At 72.2% G+C, this 15,119-nt stretch carries 14 protein-coding genes; 5 read left to right on the top strand and 9 right to left on the bottom strand.

All coding sequences use genetic code 11. The features are described 5' to 3' along the window. Positions 1-32: 32 nt before the first annotated feature. A complete protein-coding gene (locus QRN23_RS14520) occupies positions 33-1,409 on the top strand; it encodes a PrsW family intramembrane metalloprotease (protein WP_192122639.1) in 1,377 nt (458 codons plus the stop codon). 67 nt (positions 1,410-1,476) lie between these two features. On the opposite strand, the gene QRN23_RS14515 is transcribed toward QRN23_RS14520, so the two are convergent. Further along, positions 1,477-2,811, bottom strand: coding sequence for an MFS transporter (locus tag QRN23_RS14515; RefSeq protein ID WP_249407718.1), 1,335 nt, complete (start codon positions 2,809-2,811; stop codon positions 1,477-1,479). Between the two features lie 262 nt (positions 2,812-3,073). Here QRN23_RS14515 and QRN23_RS14510 point away from each other — a divergent pair, with 262 nt between their 5' ends. The 3 genes from QRN23_RS14510 (at position 3,074) to QRN23_RS14500 (ending at position 6,722) form a co-directional block, all read left to right on the top strand. Further along, positions 3,074-3,448 carry an FKBP-type peptidyl-prolyl cis-trans isomerase gene (locus QRN23_RS14510; protein ID WP_043596717.1) on the top strand — a complete coding sequence of 125 codons (375 nt, stop codon included), beginning with the start codon at positions 3,074-3,076 and terminating at the stop codon, positions 3,446-3,448. After that, positions 3,448-4,281 carry an aldo/keto reductase gene (locus QRN23_RS14505; protein ID WP_285063926.1) on the top strand — a complete coding sequence of 278 codons (834 nt, stop codon included), beginning with the start codon at positions 3,448-3,450 and terminating at the stop codon, positions 4,279-4,281. The genes QRN23_RS14510 and QRN23_RS14505 overlap by 1 nt, the downstream gene beginning before the upstream one ends. Positions 4,282-4,400: 119 nt before the next feature. Continuing rightward, positions 4,401-6,722, top strand: a complete 2,322-nt coding sequence (locus QRN23_RS14500) for a HelD family protein (RefSeq protein WP_285063925.1) — start codon at positions 4,401-4,403, stop codon at positions 6,720-6,722. 109 nt (positions 6,723-6,831) lie between these two features. Here the strand turns inward: QRN23_RS14500 and QRN23_RS14495 are convergent, their stop codons facing one another. From QRN23_RS14495 to QRN23_RS14475, 5 genes are all read right to left on the bottom strand, one after another. Then, the gene (locus QRN23_RS14495; protein ID WP_233568519.1) at positions 6,832-7,953 is read right to left on the bottom strand and encodes an adenosine deaminase family protein; all 1,122 of its coding nucleotides are present in this window, start codon (positions 7,951-7,953) and stop codon (positions 6,832-6,834) included. Continuing rightward, positions 7,950-9,020 carry an extracellular solute-binding protein gene (locus QRN23_RS14490; RefSeq protein WP_056048152.1) on the bottom strand — a complete coding sequence of 357 codons (1,071 nt, stop codon included), beginning with the start codon at positions 9,018-9,020 and terminating at the stop codon, positions 7,950-7,952. Before QRN23_RS14490 ends, QRN23_RS14495 begins: the two co-directional genes overlap by 4 nt. Positions 9,021-9,133: 113 nt before the next feature. Next, the gene (locus QRN23_RS14485; protein WP_173152374.1) at positions 9,134-10,144 is read right to left on the bottom strand and encodes an ABC transporter ATP-binding protein; all 1,011 of its coding nucleotides are present in this window, start codon (positions 10,142-10,144) and stop codon (positions 9,134-9,136) included. Continuing rightward, entirely contained in the window at positions 10,141-10,938 is a 798-nt protein-coding gene (locus QRN23_RS14480) for an ABC transporter permease (RefSeq protein ID WP_233568518.1), read from the bottom strand. The genes QRN23_RS14485 and QRN23_RS14480 overlap by 4 nt, the downstream gene beginning before the upstream one ends. Next, complete coding sequence (locus QRN23_RS14475; RefSeq protein WP_235472234.1) at positions 10,935-11,759, bottom strand: ABC transporter permease; 825 nt, start codon at positions 11,757-11,759, stop codon at positions 10,935-10,937. Before QRN23_RS14475 ends, QRN23_RS14480 begins: the two co-directional genes overlap by 4 nt. A 178-nt stretch (positions 11,760-11,937) precedes the next feature. On the opposite strand from QRN23_RS14475, the gene QRN23_RS14470 reads away from it, so the two are divergent. Beyond that, positions 11,938-12,906: a LacI family DNA-binding transcriptional regulator gene (locus QRN23_RS14470; RefSeq protein WP_159826838.1), complete on the top strand. Its 969-nt coding sequence runs from the start codon at positions 11,938-11,940 to the stop codon at positions 12,904-12,906. Positions 12,907-13,033: 127 nt separating this feature from the next. Here QRN23_RS14470 and QRN23_RS14465 read toward each other — a convergent pair whose 3' ends face one another. The 3 genes from QRN23_RS14465 to QRN23_RS14455 are packed head-to-tail and all read right to left on the bottom strand — an operon-like array spanning position 13,034 to position 15,053. Next, positions 13,034-13,663: a hypothetical protein gene (locus QRN23_RS14465; protein WP_159826836.1), complete on the bottom strand. Its 630-nt coding sequence runs from the start codon at positions 13,661-13,663 to the stop codon at positions 13,034-13,036. Beyond that, complete coding sequence (locus tag QRN23_RS14460; protein WP_056048144.1) at positions 13,660-13,959, bottom strand: protealysin inhibitor emfourin; 300 nt, start codon at positions 13,957-13,959, stop codon at positions 13,660-13,662. Before QRN23_RS14460 ends, QRN23_RS14465 begins: the two co-directional genes overlap by 4 nt. Positions 13,960-14,015: 56 nt before the next feature. After that, positions 14,016-15,053: a M4 family metallopeptidase gene (locus tag QRN23_RS14455; protein WP_159826834.1), complete on the bottom strand. Its 1,038-nt coding sequence runs from the start codon at positions 15,051-15,053 to the stop codon at positions 14,016-14,018. Positions 15,054-15,119 lie beyond the last annotated feature (66 nt).

Genomic DNA, 15,119 nt, shown 5'->3' with positions numbered 1-15,119 from the left:
CCGACCCCGGCGTCAGCCCGTAGGGTCGGGGGATGACCTGGTCCGATCCCCGCGGCGTCGGACACGACGCGTACGGCCGCCCGCTGACGCCGTACGCCGACCCCTCCTCCGTCACCCCGGCGGGCGCTCCCGGATGGTCGGCGCATGCTCCCGCGGCCAACCCCGAGCCGGTCTGGTACCCCGTGCAGCCGGTCTTCGCCCAGCCGACGCCTCGCCGCCGGGTGGCCAGTGCCGTGGCGCTCGCCGTCGGGTTCACCGTGATCGGCACCTTCGCCCTGGCCGTCGGCCTGTACTTCCTGATCTTCGTCCAGCCCGCCGTCCTGCTGGCCGGGAGCCTGCTCGCCTTCGTCCCGTTGGCCATCGTCCTGGTCGGCATCTGGTTGGTCGACCGCTGGGAGCCCGAGCCGCGCGTGGCGCTGCTCTTCGCCTTCCTCTGGGGTGCGGCGGTCGCGGTCGGCACCGCACTGATCGTCGACATCGCCCTCACGACGGCGCGGTCGGTGCTCGGGGTCCGCTCGAGCGGGCTCGAGGACGTGCTCGGGGCGGTGGTCCAGGCGCCCCTCGTCGAAGAGGGGGCCAAGGGGCTCGGCGTGCTGCTGGTCCTGTGGATCTTCCGACGCCACTTCGACGGCCCGGTCGACGGCATCGTCTACGCGGCGACGGTCGCGGCGGGCTTCGCCTTCGTCGAGAACATCCAGTACTTCGCCCTGCAGGTCGGGGAGGACCTGGCCACGGGAAGCCAGGGCCTCGCCTACGTCTTCTTCGTGCGGGCCCTGATGTCGCCGTTCGCCCACGTGATGTACACGGCCTGCACGGGCTTCGCCCTCGGTCTCGCGGCACGGCGGACGGGCCCGTACGGCGCGATCGGCTGGTTCTTCGTCGGCCTCGTACCCGCGGCGGGACTGCACGCGCTCTGGAACGGTGCCCTCTTCGTGGTCGGCGACGGCTTCTTCATCTACTACCTGCTCGTGCAGGTGCCGATCTTCGTGGCCATGGTGTTGCTCGTGGTGTTCCTGCGACGCAACGAGCGGAGGGTCACCCACGACCGGCTCGCGGAGTACGCCGCGGTCGGCTGGTTCAGCGCCGACGAGGTCGGCATGCTCTCGTCGAGCGCCGGTCGCCGCCGCGCGCGGTCGTGGGCCGCGTCACGGGGCATCCGACCCGCCATGAAGGTCTTCATCTCGAATGCGACGCGCCTCGCCTTCACCCGCCAGCGGCTGGTGAAGGGCCGCCGCGCGCTCGACGAGGCCGTCCAACGCGACGAGGCCGAGCTGCTGCAGGCGCTGACCGCGAGTCGCGTCGCCCTGCAGGCTCCACCGACGGCCTTCGTCGGGTACCCGCAGCACCCGGGGTGGCCGTCGCAGGTGGCCGGGCCGCCCGTGCCGCCGCAGTCGGGCCCCGGGTGGTGATGCGCGCCACGACGGCGACGGCGACGGCGGTGACGGCGGCAGCGGCGACCGTGGCCGCCGCCGCGGGTCAGGGCGTCGGCGCCTCCGCGTCGTAGCGCCCGAACGCGGGCGTCAGCCGGGCCACGAGCGCGACGAGGGCGACGACCACCAGACCGCCGAGCAGCGGCGGCCAGAAGACGGCGATGCCCGCGACGAGTCCGACGAACAGGTCGCCGACTCGCGGCCCGCCCGTGACCACCACGATGAAGATCCCCTGCAGGCGGCCCCGCATCGCGTCCGGCGCGGCCGACTGGAGGATGGTCGAGCGGAAGATCGAGCTGACGTTGTCGCTCGCACCCGCTCCGGCCAGCGCGAGGGCGGCCCCGCCGAGGGCGGCCAGGTTCGCCTGGTCGAGTCCGGCCGTGACGCCGCCGCCGTGGGCCGGCGTCACGAGCAGCACGACGCCGAAGGCGGCGATGCAGAGACCGTAGGCGGTGATGGCCCACCGCACGGCGACACCCTGTCGGCGCACGTGGCCGAGGCGTCCCGAGAACACGCTGCTCAGCAGGGCGCCCACCGCGAACGAGGCGGAGAGGACGCCGACCGTCACCGCGCCTCCTCCGATCACGAGCGTGCCGACCACCGGGTAGAGGACGCGGGGCATCCCGAACGTCATCGCGACTATGTCCATGACGAAGGTCGTCCGGATGTTCGGCGACCGCTTCAGGAACGCCAGGCCGAAGCGCAGCGACTCGAGCCCCGGACGTTGGGTCTCGCCCTCGGGACGGATCGGGGGCAGCGTGACGATCCCGAGGAACGCCGTCGAGAACAACACGACGTCGACCGTGTACGTCAGCGGGAACCCCACGCCCGCCACGAGCACGCCGGCCAGGGCGGGTCCGACGGTGAGCATCAGACCCATGCTGATGCCGCTCAGTGCGGAGGCGGCGGGCAGCAGCTCGCGGGGCAGGAGGCGCGGCACGATCGAGGCGCGGGAGGTCGCGATCATCGTGCCCGCCACGGCGTTGACCGTGGTCAACAGGTAGAGCAGCCACACCTCGTGCAGCCCGAGGTACGCGTGCAGCGCGATGGCCGCAGTCGAGAGCCAGGCGAAGACGGCGGCGACGAGCGCGACCTTCCGACGGTCGAAGGCGTCGGCGAGCATGCCGCCGTAGAGGCCGGCCAGGATCATCGGGACGAGCGAGACGACGCCGACGAGCGCGACGGCGAAGGTCGACCGGGTGATCTCGAAGATCTCGAGCCCGACGGCGACGAGCGTGAGCTGCGTCCCGATGCCACTGATCGCGCTGCCCGCGAAGAGGCGGGCGAAGGCCGGGCTCGTCCGCAGCGGGGTGACGTCGACGAACAGCGGGCGACGGGCGGGCGCGGCGGGGCCGGACGGCGGAGGCGGGGTGGCGGACAAGCTGCCATTCTTGCCGATCGTGCAGGTTTCCGCAGGCCGGCGGCGGCGGCAGCCGGTGCGGCTCCCGGCGCCGCCCGGGCCCCCGCCCCCGGCCGCGGCGCAGCCCGATCGATTTGGCGTCCCGTCACCGTCGGAGTAGCGTCCATGTGTTCGCATCGATGACGTCATCTCGGTGCGGATGTCGGGTCGGCTCCTCGAGCCTCGCAGGGAGGACGCGAGTGGCCGACCCGCCCCTCGGCCCGTCGGTGGTTGGATGGTCGGCATGACTCACGATCCCCAGACCAAGCCCGAGATCGACGCCCCGACCGGCCCCGCCCCCACCGAGCTGACGATCACCGACATCACCGTCGGCGACGGAGCCGAGGCGCAGTCCGGCTCGACCGTCAACGTCCACTACCTCGGCGTCGAGCACGACTCCGGCGAGGAGTTCGACTCGTCCTGGAGCCGTGGCGAGGCCATCAACTTCCCGCTGCAGGCCCTGGTCCGCGGGTGGCAGGAGGGCATACCCGGCATGAAGGTCGGCGGACGCCGCGAGCTCGTCGTGCCGCCCCACCTGGCCTACGGCCCCGCCGGCGGTGGACACCCGCTCTCGGGCAAGACGCTCATCTTCGTCATCGACCTGCTCGGCGTCAGCTGATGCCCGTCGCCCCCTCGGTCGGCCTCAACGACGGGCGCACCCTGCCGCAGCTCGGCCTCGGCACCTACGGGCTGAACGGCGACGAGGGCACGGCGCAGGTCGTCCAGGCGATCTCGTCGGGCTACCGTTTGCTCGACACGGCGCTGAACTACGGCAACGAGGCGGCCGTCGGGGCGGCCATCCGCGAGACCGACGTGGCCCGTGACGACCTGGTCGTCACGACGAAGCTTCCCGGCCGACACCACGGGTTCGACGAGGCCCTGGCGAGCTTCGAGGAGAGCCGGGCGAACCTCGGCCTCGACTTCGTCGACCTCTACCTGATCCACTGGCCCCTCCCGCGCATCGACAAGTACGTCGAGGCGTTCAAGGCCTTCGTCCGGTTGCAGGAAGACGGCCTCGTCGGCTCGGTCGGCGTCTCGAACTTCACGGCCGAGCACCTGCAGCGCGTCGCCGACGAGACGGGCGTGGTGCCCGCGGTCAACCAGATCGAGCTCCACCCGTACTTCCCCCAGGCCGAGCTGCGTGCCGTGCACGAGAGCATGGGCATCGTCACCGAGAGCTGGAGCCCGCTCGCGAAGCAGAGCGAACTCCTCACGGAGGCGCGGGTCACCGACATCGCGCGGGCCCACGGCAAGACGCCCACGCAGGTCGTCCTGCGCTGGCACGTCCAGCTCGGCGCGGTCCCCGTCCCGAAGTCGGCCGACGCCGGTCGTCAGCGCGAGAACCTCGACGTCTTCGACTTCGAGATCACGCCCGACGAGGTCGAGTCGATCAGCGGCCTCGAGCGGGGCCGGCTGTGGGACGGCGACCCGCTGACCCACGAGGAGTTCTAGGCCCGGCTCCACCGCGGCCACCCCAGGAGGCGCGCTCGTCCCCCCGAGGACGAGCGCGCCTCCTGCGTCTCGGGACGGATTCCCGGGCCTCGCCGTCGGTGGTCGGAAGCTAGACTGGCGTGCCGACTTTTCCCGAAGGGTACGAACACCTGTTGTCATCCGAGATCGACCGCGAACGCGCCTATGTGGGCACCCTCTACGAACGCCTCGACGAGCTGAAGGCCGACGCCCGCGTCCGTCTCGAACGGACCCGTCGCGAGACCGTCGGCGGCAACCACCAGAGCCGCAGCGAGCGCGACGCCTACGCGCGCCTGTACGAAGACACCATCGTCCAGCTCGGCTCGGTCGACGAACGGCTCGCGTTCGGTCGCCTCGAGCTCGAGACGCCCGACCTGCTCGGCCAGACCGGCGACGTCGACCGCCCGGCCGAACCGGGCGAGGGCGGGCGCTACCGCTACATCGGCCGCATCGGCCTGCGCGACGAGGCCCACCACCCGATCCTGCTCGACTGGCGCGTCCCCGGGGCCAGCGCGTTCTACCAGGCGACGGCCGCGACTCCCATGGGCGCCCGGGCCCGTCGTCACCTGACCCTCGACGGTCGCACGGTCACCCGCCTCGAGGACGAGGTCTTCGACCCCGATCTGCTCGATCGCGACGACGTGCAGCTGCAGGGCGAGGGGGCGCTCATGGCCGCCCTGACCGCCCAGCGCACCGGCCGCATGACCGACATCGTCGCCACCATCCAGGGCGAGCAGGACCGGATCATCCGCTCTCAGCTCGACGGCGTGCTCGTCGTCCAGGGCGGCCCCGGCACGGGCAAGACGGCCGTCGCGCTGCACCGGGCCGCGTACCTGCTCTACTCGCACCGCGACCGGCTCAAGGGTTCGGGCGTGCTCGTCGTCGGGCCGTCGCGGTCGTTCCTGCGCTACATCGAACAGGTGCTCCCGTCCCTCGGCGAGAGCGGCGTCGTCCTGTCGAGCCTCGGCGGCCTGTACCCGGGCGTCGAGGCCCAGACCGACGACGCGCCCGACGTCGCCGCCCTCAAGGGGTCGGCCGAGATGGCCGAGCTCATGCGTCGCGCCGTCCGGTCGCGGCAGGTCCGCCCGGCCGAGCCGACGACCATCGACATCAACGGCGAACGACTCGTGGTGCGACCGGAGCTCGTCGGCGAGGCCATGCGCAAGGCCCAGGAGCGCGGCAAGCCCCACAACGTGGCCCGGGTCACCTTCAACAAGGCGGCCCTCTCGGCCCTGACGCGCCAGCTGGTCGACCAGATGCGCGAGCACGGCACGACCGTCGACGAGTCCGACGAGGCCGTCCTCCGGGAAGACATCCGGCAGTCGTACGACGTGCGCGTGCTGCTCAACACGGCCTGGCTGCCGCTCAGTGCCGAGAAGCTCGTCGAGGACCTCTTCGCCCGGCCGAACTGGCTCGCGTCGATCACCCCGCGCTGGACGCCCGAGCAGCGCGCCCTGTTGCGGCGTGAACGCGGAGCGGGCTTCACGGTGTCCGACGTGCCGCTGCTCGACGAGGCCGCCGAGTTGCTCGGCGAGTTCCAGACCGGTGTCGACCCCGAGCGCCTGGCCCGCAAGGCCCAGCGCAAGCGCGACATCGAGAACGCCGAGCGGGCGATCGAGAACATGGGCGTCGAGGGCATGGTCAGCGCCGAACAGATCGCCGGCGGCTTCGCCGAGCGGGCGGCGTCGATGACCACGGCCGAGCGGGCCGCGGGCGACCGTGCCTGGGCGTTCGGCCACGTGGTGGTCGACGAGGCGCAAGAACTCTCGCCCATGCAGTGGCGACTGCTCTCCCGGCGCTGCCCGCTGCGGTCGTTCACCGTCGTCGGCGACATCGCCCAGGCGTCGAGCCCGGCGTCGGCGACCTCGTGGGACCGCGCCCTCCAGGCCCTGCTCGGCCGTCGTCGCGGCGGAGGCGCCCAGGGCACGTCGGCTCCGTGGCGGCTCGAAGAACTGACCGTCAACTACCGCACGCCGGCGCAGATCGTCACCTACGCCGAGGGCGTCGCGACGGCGAGCGGTCTGCAGATCACCCCGAGCCGATCGGTGCGCTCGAGCGAATGGCCGGTGCGCGAGGTGACCGGCGCCTCCTCGAAGGACGACTTCGTCCGTGCCACCGTCGACGCCGTCCGGGCCGACCGGGCGATCGACTCCGAGGGCACGCTCGCGGTGATCGCCCCCGAGCAGGCCGTCTCGACGCTCGTCGAGGCCCTGTCGGCCGAGTTCGACGGTCTCGTGGCCGCCGGCACGGCGTCGTTGACCAAGCCGATCTCGGTGCTGAGCCCGGCGACGTCGAAGGGTCTCGAGTTCGACTCGGTCGTCGTGGTCGACCCCGAGCGCGTCCGACTGGCGAGCCGACGCGGCAACGCCAGTCTCTACGTGGCGATGACCCGGCCCACGCAACGCCTCACGGTCGTCTCGTAGGCCGGGTCGTCTCGCAGGCCGGGTCGGGGCGCCGGGGCCGGCCAGCTCGGCCTGTGCCGACTCGGCCTGTGCCGGCTCGGTCCCCGCGCCGGCTCGGCCCCTGACCCGGTCAGGCCCCGGCCACCCCGAACTCGTCGTCGAGGGCCGCCAACTCCCGGTCGACGCGTGCCCTCAGGGCGTCTTTCTCGACGGCGGGCAGCCAGCTGGCGTCGACGCCCGCGGAGGCCATCGAGCGCACCTGGTCGGCGGTGGCCCCGATCTTTTCGTGCACGATGCGGTACTCGGCGGCGAGGGTCGTCGGGAACATGCCCGGGTCGTCGGAGGCCGGCACGACGTTCAGGCCCGCCTCGAGCATGGCCTCGATGGAGGCGCGGCGCCAGGGACGCCACGACCGTCGCGAGGTCGTCGACACGACGGTGAACGCCACCTGCTCGTCGCGCACGCGCGCGACGACCTCGTCGTCCTCGAGCACGTAGTACCCGTGGTCGATGCGGTCGCAGCCGAGCTGGTCGAGGCACGTGATCGTGTTGACCGCCGTGGGGGAGTGCTCGGACGAGTGCGCCGTCCGGCCCAGCCCGGCCTCGCCCGCGAGTCGGTAGGCATCCACGAACCGCTCGGGTGGCCCGCTCGTCTCGAGGTTGTCGAGACCGATCCCGGCCACGTACTCGTGCGGGTGGTCCACCACCTGACGGACGAGCTCGAGGGCGTGCTCGCCGCTCCTGCTGCGGTCGATGCCCTGGATCATGCGCCCGGTCATGCCGAAGTCGCGCTCGGCGAGCCGGATGCCCTCGGCGTAGGCCTCCACCGAGCCGGTGTAGCCGAGCGACGCGAGGTGCGGCGGGACGGCGTCGAAGAACAGCTCGAGATGCCGCGTCGCACTCGCGTGGTGCGCGTCCTCGAAGGCCTCGTAGACGATCCGGGTGAGGTCGTCCGCGTCGCGGAGCACCTCGACGACCCAGTTCGAGGCCTGGAACAGCGAGTACGACACCTCGGGCTCGTCGACGCTGCGCCCCTGCGGCACGGGGATGCGCGTGTCGCGGTAGAGAGCCGGGTCGGGCGGGAGCGAGTTGATGTCGGCGAAGATCCGCTCGGGCTCGTCGGGCAGGTCGAGACCCTCGCGGCGGGCCAACTCGGCGAAGGTGCTCGCGCGGACCGTCCCGATCAGGTGGCAGTGCAGGTCCACCTTGGGCATGCGGTCCAGGTAGGCCGGGGGCAGGGTGGTGTCCGTCACCGCGAGGTCACCTCGCGGGCGAAGCGGTCGACCCAGTCCGAGCGGGTGGGGACGAGTTCGGTCGGGTCGAGGGTCGAGTAGCCCGCCGCGACCGGGTCGGCGGCGATGTCTCCCACGACGGCCTCGATCGTGTCGGGCACGGTGGCGCCCGGGGCGACCGGCAGGTCGCCGACGATCTCGGCGGACGAGGTCTGCGCCTCGACCGAGAGCAGGTAGTCGATGAACTGGTTCGCACCGTCGACGTTCTCGGCGCCGGTCGGGATCATCGCGCGGTTGGTGGCCATGTAGCGGCCGGTCGCGGGGGCCGTCCAGGCGATCGGTTCGCCGGACTCGACGAGGTCGGTCGCGAAGCCGCTCAGGGAGTCCGCGGCGACGATCTCGCCCTGCGTCAGCAGGTTGGTCACCTCGGTGGAGGAGCTGTAGAACTGCAGCACGCCGGGGGCCCACTCGCCGAGCCGGTCGAGGGCCGCGTCGATGTCGTAGGGTCCGTCGCCGTACTCCTCCGCGACGCCCGAGACCATCAGCTGGCCGGCCGTCACCGAGATGTCCGGCAGGGCGACCTTGCCCGAGAGCTCCTCCTCGCCGTACAGGCTCCACTGCGCGGCCTCGTCGGCGGTCAGCTCGTCGGTCGAGTACATCGTCCCGTTGAGCTGGTAGCTGTAGGCCGGGCCGAGGTACGAGTCCTCCTTCGCGAAGTCGGCGATCTCGTCGAGCGACGGCACGGCCGAGGCGTCCACCTGCTGGAAGAGGTCGTCCTCCTGGCCGAGTGCCGCGTAGTAGTCCGAGATCAGCATGACGTCCACGTCGGGCTGCCCGCCCGCGACCTGCAGCTGGGACAGGCGGTCGGAGTTCGATCCGGTGTCGACGACCACCTCGATGCCGGTCTTCTCGGTGAACGGGTCGATGACGGCTTCCTGGAACTCCTCGACGCCGAACGGGAACGTGCTCACGGTGATCGTGTCGGCGTCGGGCTCGCCGCCGCCGTCGGCGGAGCAGCCGGCGAGCACGAGGGTCGTCGCGGCGACGCCGGCGACGATCGCCAGGCGGGTGCGGAGGGTGGAGGTCATGGTCGTGTCCTTTCGGGGCGGTCTCGGCGAGACCGGGCGGTGTGGAACGCGGGTGGGTGGGACGGTGGAGGGGAGACCCGAGGAGGCGCGCGCGGCTCCGCGCACCGGGCGGGTCAGTCGGCGAGGGCCACGAGTCGCGACGCCGGCGCCGAGACGGTCACCCGGTCGCCGATCGCGACCGTCTCGGAGCCCGTGCTGCGGACGTCCGACAGCAGGCGCACCTCGGTACCGGCGGCGTCGACGGCCTGCACGGTGACGAGCAGGTCGACCCCGCGGTACGCGACGTCGGTGACGACCCCGGCGAGCTGCAGGCCGTCGGGCACCGCGCCTCCTGCGGGGGTCCCGGGGACGACCCCGAGGTGCTCGGGGCGGATCGCGAGCAGCGTGCCGTCGGCCGCCGTGACGAAGTTCTCGTAGCCGAGGAAGTCGGCGACGAAGCGGTTCGCCGGGTTCGGGAACACGTGCTGGGGCGAGCCCTGCTGCATGATCCGGCCGGCCCGCATGAGGACCATGTCGTCGCTCATCTCGAGCGCTTCGTCCTGGTCGTGCGTGACCAACACGACGGTGAGGCCCGTCTCGCCCTGGATGCGGCGGATCTCGGCGCGCATCTGGACGCGAAGGCGCGCGTCGAGGTTCGACAGGGGTTCGTCGAGCAGCAACAGCTTCGGCCGGATGGCGATGGCGCGGGCCAGCGCGACGCGCTGTTGCTGGCCGCCCGAGAGCTTCTTCGGCTTGCTGCCGGCGAGGTGGGCCAGGCCGACCAGGTCGAGGGTCTCCATCACGCGACGGCGGCGCTCGGCGGTGTCGACGCCGCGCAGCTTCAGGCCGTAGCCGACGTTGTCGGCGACGCTCAGGTGCGGGAACAGCGCGTAGGACTGGAACACCATGCCCAGGTCGCGCTTCTCGGGTGGGGTGCGCGTGCTGTCGACGCCGGCGATGCGGATCGTCCCCGACGTCGGGGCGGCGTAGCCGGCGAGCATGCGCAGGCTCGTCGTCTTGCCACATCCGCTCGGGCCGAGCAGCGTCGTGAGCTTGCCCTCGGCGATCGACAGGTCGATCGAGTCGACGGCGGTGAAGTCGCCGAAGACCTGGCTGACGGCGACGAATTCTGCTGCGGTGCTCATCTGTTGATGCCTCCGAAGATCTTGGCGAAGCCGACGGTGCGTTCGGCGATGACGGCGATGACGACGGTGCCCGCGAGGATCAGCGTGGCCATCGCCGCGACCATGGGGTCGTAGCTCTGCTGCACGTAGTCGAGCATCGTGACGGGCAGGGTGCGGAAGTCGCGGCTCTGCAGCAGCAGCGACAGGGGCACGTTGTTGAACGAGGTGACGAAGCTGAGCAGCGCCGCCGAGAAGATGCCGGGCCGCAGCAGGGGCAGGGTCACCGTGACGAAGGCCCGCAGGGGAGACGCGCCGAGACCGCGGGCGGCCTCCTCGAGGGCGGGGTCGGCCAGTGCCAGGGAGGCGCCGGTCACGCGGACCGCGTAGGGCAGCATCAACACGGTGTGCCCGATCAACAGCACGGGGAAGGCGTCGAGCCGGAACCCGATGACGAGCTGCTGGTAGAGCGCGAGCCCCACCACGAGCTCGGGGACGATCAGGGGCGACAGGAACAGCGCCTCGACGAGGCCCTTGCCCGGCAGCCTGCCGCGATGGATCGCCAGGGTCGCGGGGATGCCGACGAGCAGGGCGAGCACGGTGGCGATCAGGGCCAGCTGGAGGCTCGAGACCAGGGCCTGGGTGAACGGGTCGTAGCCGAAGGCGGCCTCGAACCAGCGCAGCGAGAACCCCTGGGGCGGGAAGCGCAGGGTGCGTTCACTCGTGAACGCGGTGGCGACGACGAAGAGGATCGGGACGATCATCACGACGTAGCCCGCGACGGCGAGCGTGCCGGCGACCGGGCGGCGAGTGGTCACGAGGTGGCTCCCTTCCGGGCGACGAGCGACGACAGGCCGGAGACGACGAAGACCAACACGGTCATGATCAAGGCGGTGGCCGAGGCCCCGGCCCAGTCGATCGTCACGCTCGAGTACGAGAAGAGCTGGGTGGCGAGCATGCGTTGGCCCGAGCCGCCGAGCAGGTACGGGGTCGTGTAGGCGGTGACCGAGCCCGCGAAGACGAGGGTGGCCGCGACGACGACGCCGGGCAGAGAGAGGGGTACGACGATGCTCCAGAAGGTTCGGGTGCGGCTCGCGCCGAGTCCGCGGGCGGCGTCGTCGAGTCCCGGGTCGACCTGGGCCACGGCCGAGTAGCACGAGATGATCGCGAGCGGCAGGAACAACTGCGTCAGACCCAGGACGATCGCCAGCTCGGTGTAGAGCAGTTGCGGGGCCTCGTCGACCAGGCCGAGCGTCGTGAGCAACTGACCGATGGCGCCGTTCTTGCCGAGCACCACGAGCCACCCGAAGGTGCGGACGACGTTGCTGAGCAGCAGCGGGAAGATCGCCAGGGCGAGCAGGACGCCCGACCAGCGCGAGGTCGAGCGCGCCAGCAGGTAGGCGACGGGGAAGCCGAGGGCTACGCAGATCACGGTCACGACGAGGCCGAGGCCCACGGTCCGACCGATGATGCGCAGGTCGAACGGGTCGGTGAGCATCTGGCCGAGGCGGCCGACGATCTCGCCGGCGGTCACGCCGGGTGGGGCGAACAGCATCGCGAGCGACGGCACCGCGAATCCGATCAGCAGGAAGGCGAGGCCCGGCAGCAGCAACAGCAGCGCGGGTTTGCGGGACGTCACGGGTTGTCCTCCGATCGGTGTGGCCTCTGGGGGGATGCCGACCCCACCTCGGGTGAAACCGGTTACATCGACCCTAAGGGCGCTGGTCGCCTGCGTCGGCCCCGCCGTGTAAACACCTTGTTACAAGCGTCGGACCACCGCGCGGGACCGGTTTCACGGAGGCCCTAGGGTGGTGGGCATGACTGGGGCAGGGCGGCTCGCGACGCTGGCGGACGTGGCGACGCTGGCGGGCGTGTCGAAGGCCACCGCCTCTCGCGTCCTCAGCCGCCCCGAGCTGGTGTCGCCCGACACGGCCGGACGCGTGCTCGCCGCCGCCGAGAAGCTCGGCTTCGTGCCCAACCGGGCGGCCCGTCAACTGGCGAGGGGGCGCACGGGCGTGGTCGCGCTCGTCGTGCCGACCCTCGACAACGCGTTCTTCACGCCGATCATCGCCGGGGCCCAGGCCGCGGCGGGCGAGGCCGACCTCCAGCTGACGGTCGCCGTCCACCCGCTGGCCGAGGCGGGTGAGCTGGCGGCGTTCGAGCGGCTGTCGCACCAGGTCGACGGGTTCATCGTCGTCGCCCCGCGCGGGGCCGACGACGTCGTGCGGGCCGCGACCGGCCACAAGCCGACCGTGCTCGTCGACCGCGAGGTGGCCGGGGTGTCGTCGGTCGTCGCCGACACGGCTGCCGCCTTCGGCTCGCTCGTGTCGCGCTTCGTCGCCGAGGGGCACGAGCGCGTCGTCTACCTCGGCGGGCCCGACGGCTCGTGGCAGAACACCCAACGCACGGCCGCGGTGGTCGACGCGGCGGCCGGCCGGGCCGAGCTCACGGTGCTGGGTCCCTACCCGTCGACCTTCGAAGCCGGCGTCCGGGCGAGCGACCACGTCCTCGCCTCCGGGGCGACGGCCGTCGTGCCCTACGCGACGGCCATCGGGCTCGGCCTGATGTTCGTCCTCCGGGCCGACGAGCACCGCGACCGCTCCGTCACGGTCAGCTCGGAGCGCATGGTCGTCGACGCCCTCGGTCTGGTCGGCGTCCCGGCGATCGACGTCGACGGCGAGCACCTGGGGCGGGTCGCGGCCGGCCGCCTGCTCGAGCTGCTGGCACCGGGTGGGCCGTCCGAGCCGACCTCCACGCGCCTCCCGGTGCCGGTCCGCTGGCCCTGACCTCGCCGACGGGCTGCGGAGCCCGACGCGGCTCGGCTGGAGGCGGCCGGGCCGGAGGAGGCTCGGCGGTGGGCGCCGGGCGTCGGGCGTCAGGCGTCGGGCGTCGGGCGCCTCAGCGGGAGGCGCCTCAGCGGTAGTCGGCGGGCCAGGCGAAGGCCGGAGGCGCGGTGACGGTCTCGCCGATCGGCGCGAGCACGAGGTCGATGCGTTCGAAGTCCCGCAGCGGGATGCCGGCCGGGTCGGACGTGTAGGGGCTGCCGCCGACGAAGGTGTGGAGCTCGAGCCCGTCGTCGTGCCCGAGCGAGCCGACCCCGCGTCCGTCGAGGGCGACGTCCCACTCGCTGAACAGTTGGCCCAGTACGAAGGTCTCGCGGGTGGGGGACTCGACGTGCACGATGCCGCTCGTGTCGTGCGTGTGGATCTCGGCGGCGAACTTCGCGTCCGAGTCGTGCCCGATGTCGCCGGGGACGGTCACCGCCTGCCCGTCGACGGTGATCGAGAGGTGCGTGTGCACGTGCATGGCGAGGTCCTGGCCCCAGACGTTCTCGAGACCGGCGGCGGCGGCCCGGGTCTCGAGCCGGTCGGTGGCGGGTCGACCCCACGGAGGCGCGGTGACGGCCCCTCGGACGTTCAGCGGGTTGCCGCTCTGCACCACGGCCACCCCGACCCCGCCCGCCACGAGGACGACGAGGGCGAGCAGCCCCGCGAGCACCTCGCCCGAGAGACGCCGACGAGGTCGGCGCGTACGGTCGCTCATCGGGTCGGACCGGCCTCGGCCTCGGAGGTGCTGCGGACGCGGTCCACGAGCTCGCGCCACGGCCCCGTGACCTGCTGCTCGGGCAGTTTGGCCTTGCGGGTGGGCCGGGTCTCGGCCGTGATGACCCAGACGAAGCGATCGGGCTGCACGGCCTGCGCGGCGGCCGGGGCCTGCGACCAGGGCACCTGGTCGATGAGGACGAGCCACGACTCGGTGTCGGGCTCGGAGTCGACGTCGACCGTCCAACTGCGGGTGAGACCGGCGAAGCCACCGGAGCGCGACACGGTGACCTTCATGGGCGCGATGCTACCCCGGCCGTGTCCGGGGCAGCAGGGTCTCGTGCCGGTCGGCGTCAGCTGGCCGGGGTGACCCCGACGCCCGCCCACCCGGCCGACGTCGCGCGGGTCTCGTCGGAGTCCGCTCCGTACCGTGTGGTCGCCGCCTCGACGGTGGCCGCCGCGAACTGCGCGAAGGTCGCCTCGGTCGACAGCGTGCCGCCGGTGAGCGTGTCGTACCAGATCTGCCCGGCCCGCAACCAGGCCTCGCCGCCGAGCGCCTCGGCGACGAGGTAGAAGGCCCGGTTGGGGATGCCCGAGTTGAGGTGCACCCCGCCGTTGTCGTCGGTGGTCTCGACGTAGTCGTCCAGGTGGGCGGGTTGGGGGTCCTTCCCGAGGACGTCGTCGTCGTACGCGGTGCCCGGGGCCTTCATCGACCGCAGCGCCCGCCCCTGCACCTCGGCGGTGAAGAGCCCTTCGCCGATGAGCCACGTCGCGTCGTCGGCGGTCTGCCCGAACAGGTGCTGCTCGACGAGCGCCCCGAACACGTCGCTGACCGACTCGTTGAGCGCACCCGACTGCCCCTGGTAGGTGAGGTTTGCGGTGTACTGCGTGACGCCGTGGGTGAGCTCGTGCCCGATGACGCTGACCGAGGCCGTGAAGCGCCCGAAGACTTCGCCGTCGCCGTCGCCGAACACCATCCGCTCGCCGTTCCAGAAGGCGTTGTCGTAGTCCTGGCCGTAGTGGACGGTCGCGTCGAGCGGCAGCCCGGCGCCGTCGATCGACGAGCGCCCGTAGACCTCGTGGAACAGCGCGTAGGTCGCGCCGAGGGCGTCGTACGCCTCGGTGGCGGCGACGTCGTCGGTGGCGGGTTCACCCTCGCCGCGGACGCGGACGCCCGGCAGCTCTTCGGTGCCCTGCGCGTCGAACACCGAGCGCTCGAGCACGGACTCTGCGCCGAGCGCCCCCCGGACGACCGGGGGAGTCGCGTTGCGGTCGACGGCCTCCATCGCGAGCAGGCCGTTGCGCGCCGCCCGAGGTGCCCGGTGCAGGCGGGGCGAATCGGCTTCGGCGAGGTGGGCGAGCAGGTACGGGGGGACGATGAACCGCGACATGCGTGCACTCTCGCACGCGCCTCCGACATCGGGCCCGACTGTTCACACGATCGTGACGTACCGGTC

This window comes from Frigoribacterium sp. ME-P-080 (assembly GCF_030209595.1).
GTDB lineage: Bacteria > Actinomycetota > Actinomycetes > Actinomycetales > Microbacteriaceae > Frigoribacterium.
This window is presented reverse-complemented; position numbering and strand designations above follow the sequence as displayed.

Bases quoted from the DNA above. Each gene is read 5' to 3' on its own strand.
- QRN23_RS14520 (WP_192122639.1), top strand. From the start codon at position 33: ATGACCTGGTCCGATCCCCGCGGCGTCGGACACGACGCGTACGGCCGC.
- QRN23_RS14510 (WP_043596717.1), top strand. From the start codon at position 3,074: ATGACTCACGATCCCCAGACCAAGCCCGAGATCGACGCCCCGACCGGC.
- QRN23_RS14505 (WP_285063926.1), top strand. From the start codon at position 3,448: ATGCCCGTCGCCCCCTCGGTCGGCCTCAACGACGGGCGCACCCTGCCG.
- QRN23_RS14490 (WP_056048152.1), bottom strand. From the start codon at position 9,020: ATGACCTCCACCCTCCGCACCCGCCTGGCGATCGTCGCCGGCGTCGCC.
- QRN23_RS14485 (WP_173152374.1), bottom strand. From the start codon at position 10,144: ATGAGCACCGCAGCAGAATTCGTCGCCGTCAGCCAGGTCTTCGGCGAC.
- QRN23_RS14470 (WP_159826838.1), top strand. From the start codon at position 11,938: ATGACTGGGGCAGGGCGGCTCGCGACGCTGGCGGACGTGGCGACGCTG.
- QRN23_RS14465 (WP_159826836.1), bottom strand. From the start codon at position 13,663: ATGAGCGACCGTACGCGCCGACCTCGTCGGCGTCTCTCGGGCGAGGTG.
- QRN23_RS14460 (WP_056048144.1), bottom strand. From the start codon at position 13,959: ATGAAGGTCACCGTGTCGCGCTCCGGTGGCTTCGCCGGTCTCACCCGC.
- QRN23_RS14455 (WP_159826834.1), bottom strand. From the start codon at position 15,053: ATGTCGCGGTTCATCGTCCCCCCGTACCTGCTCGCCCACCTCGCCGAA.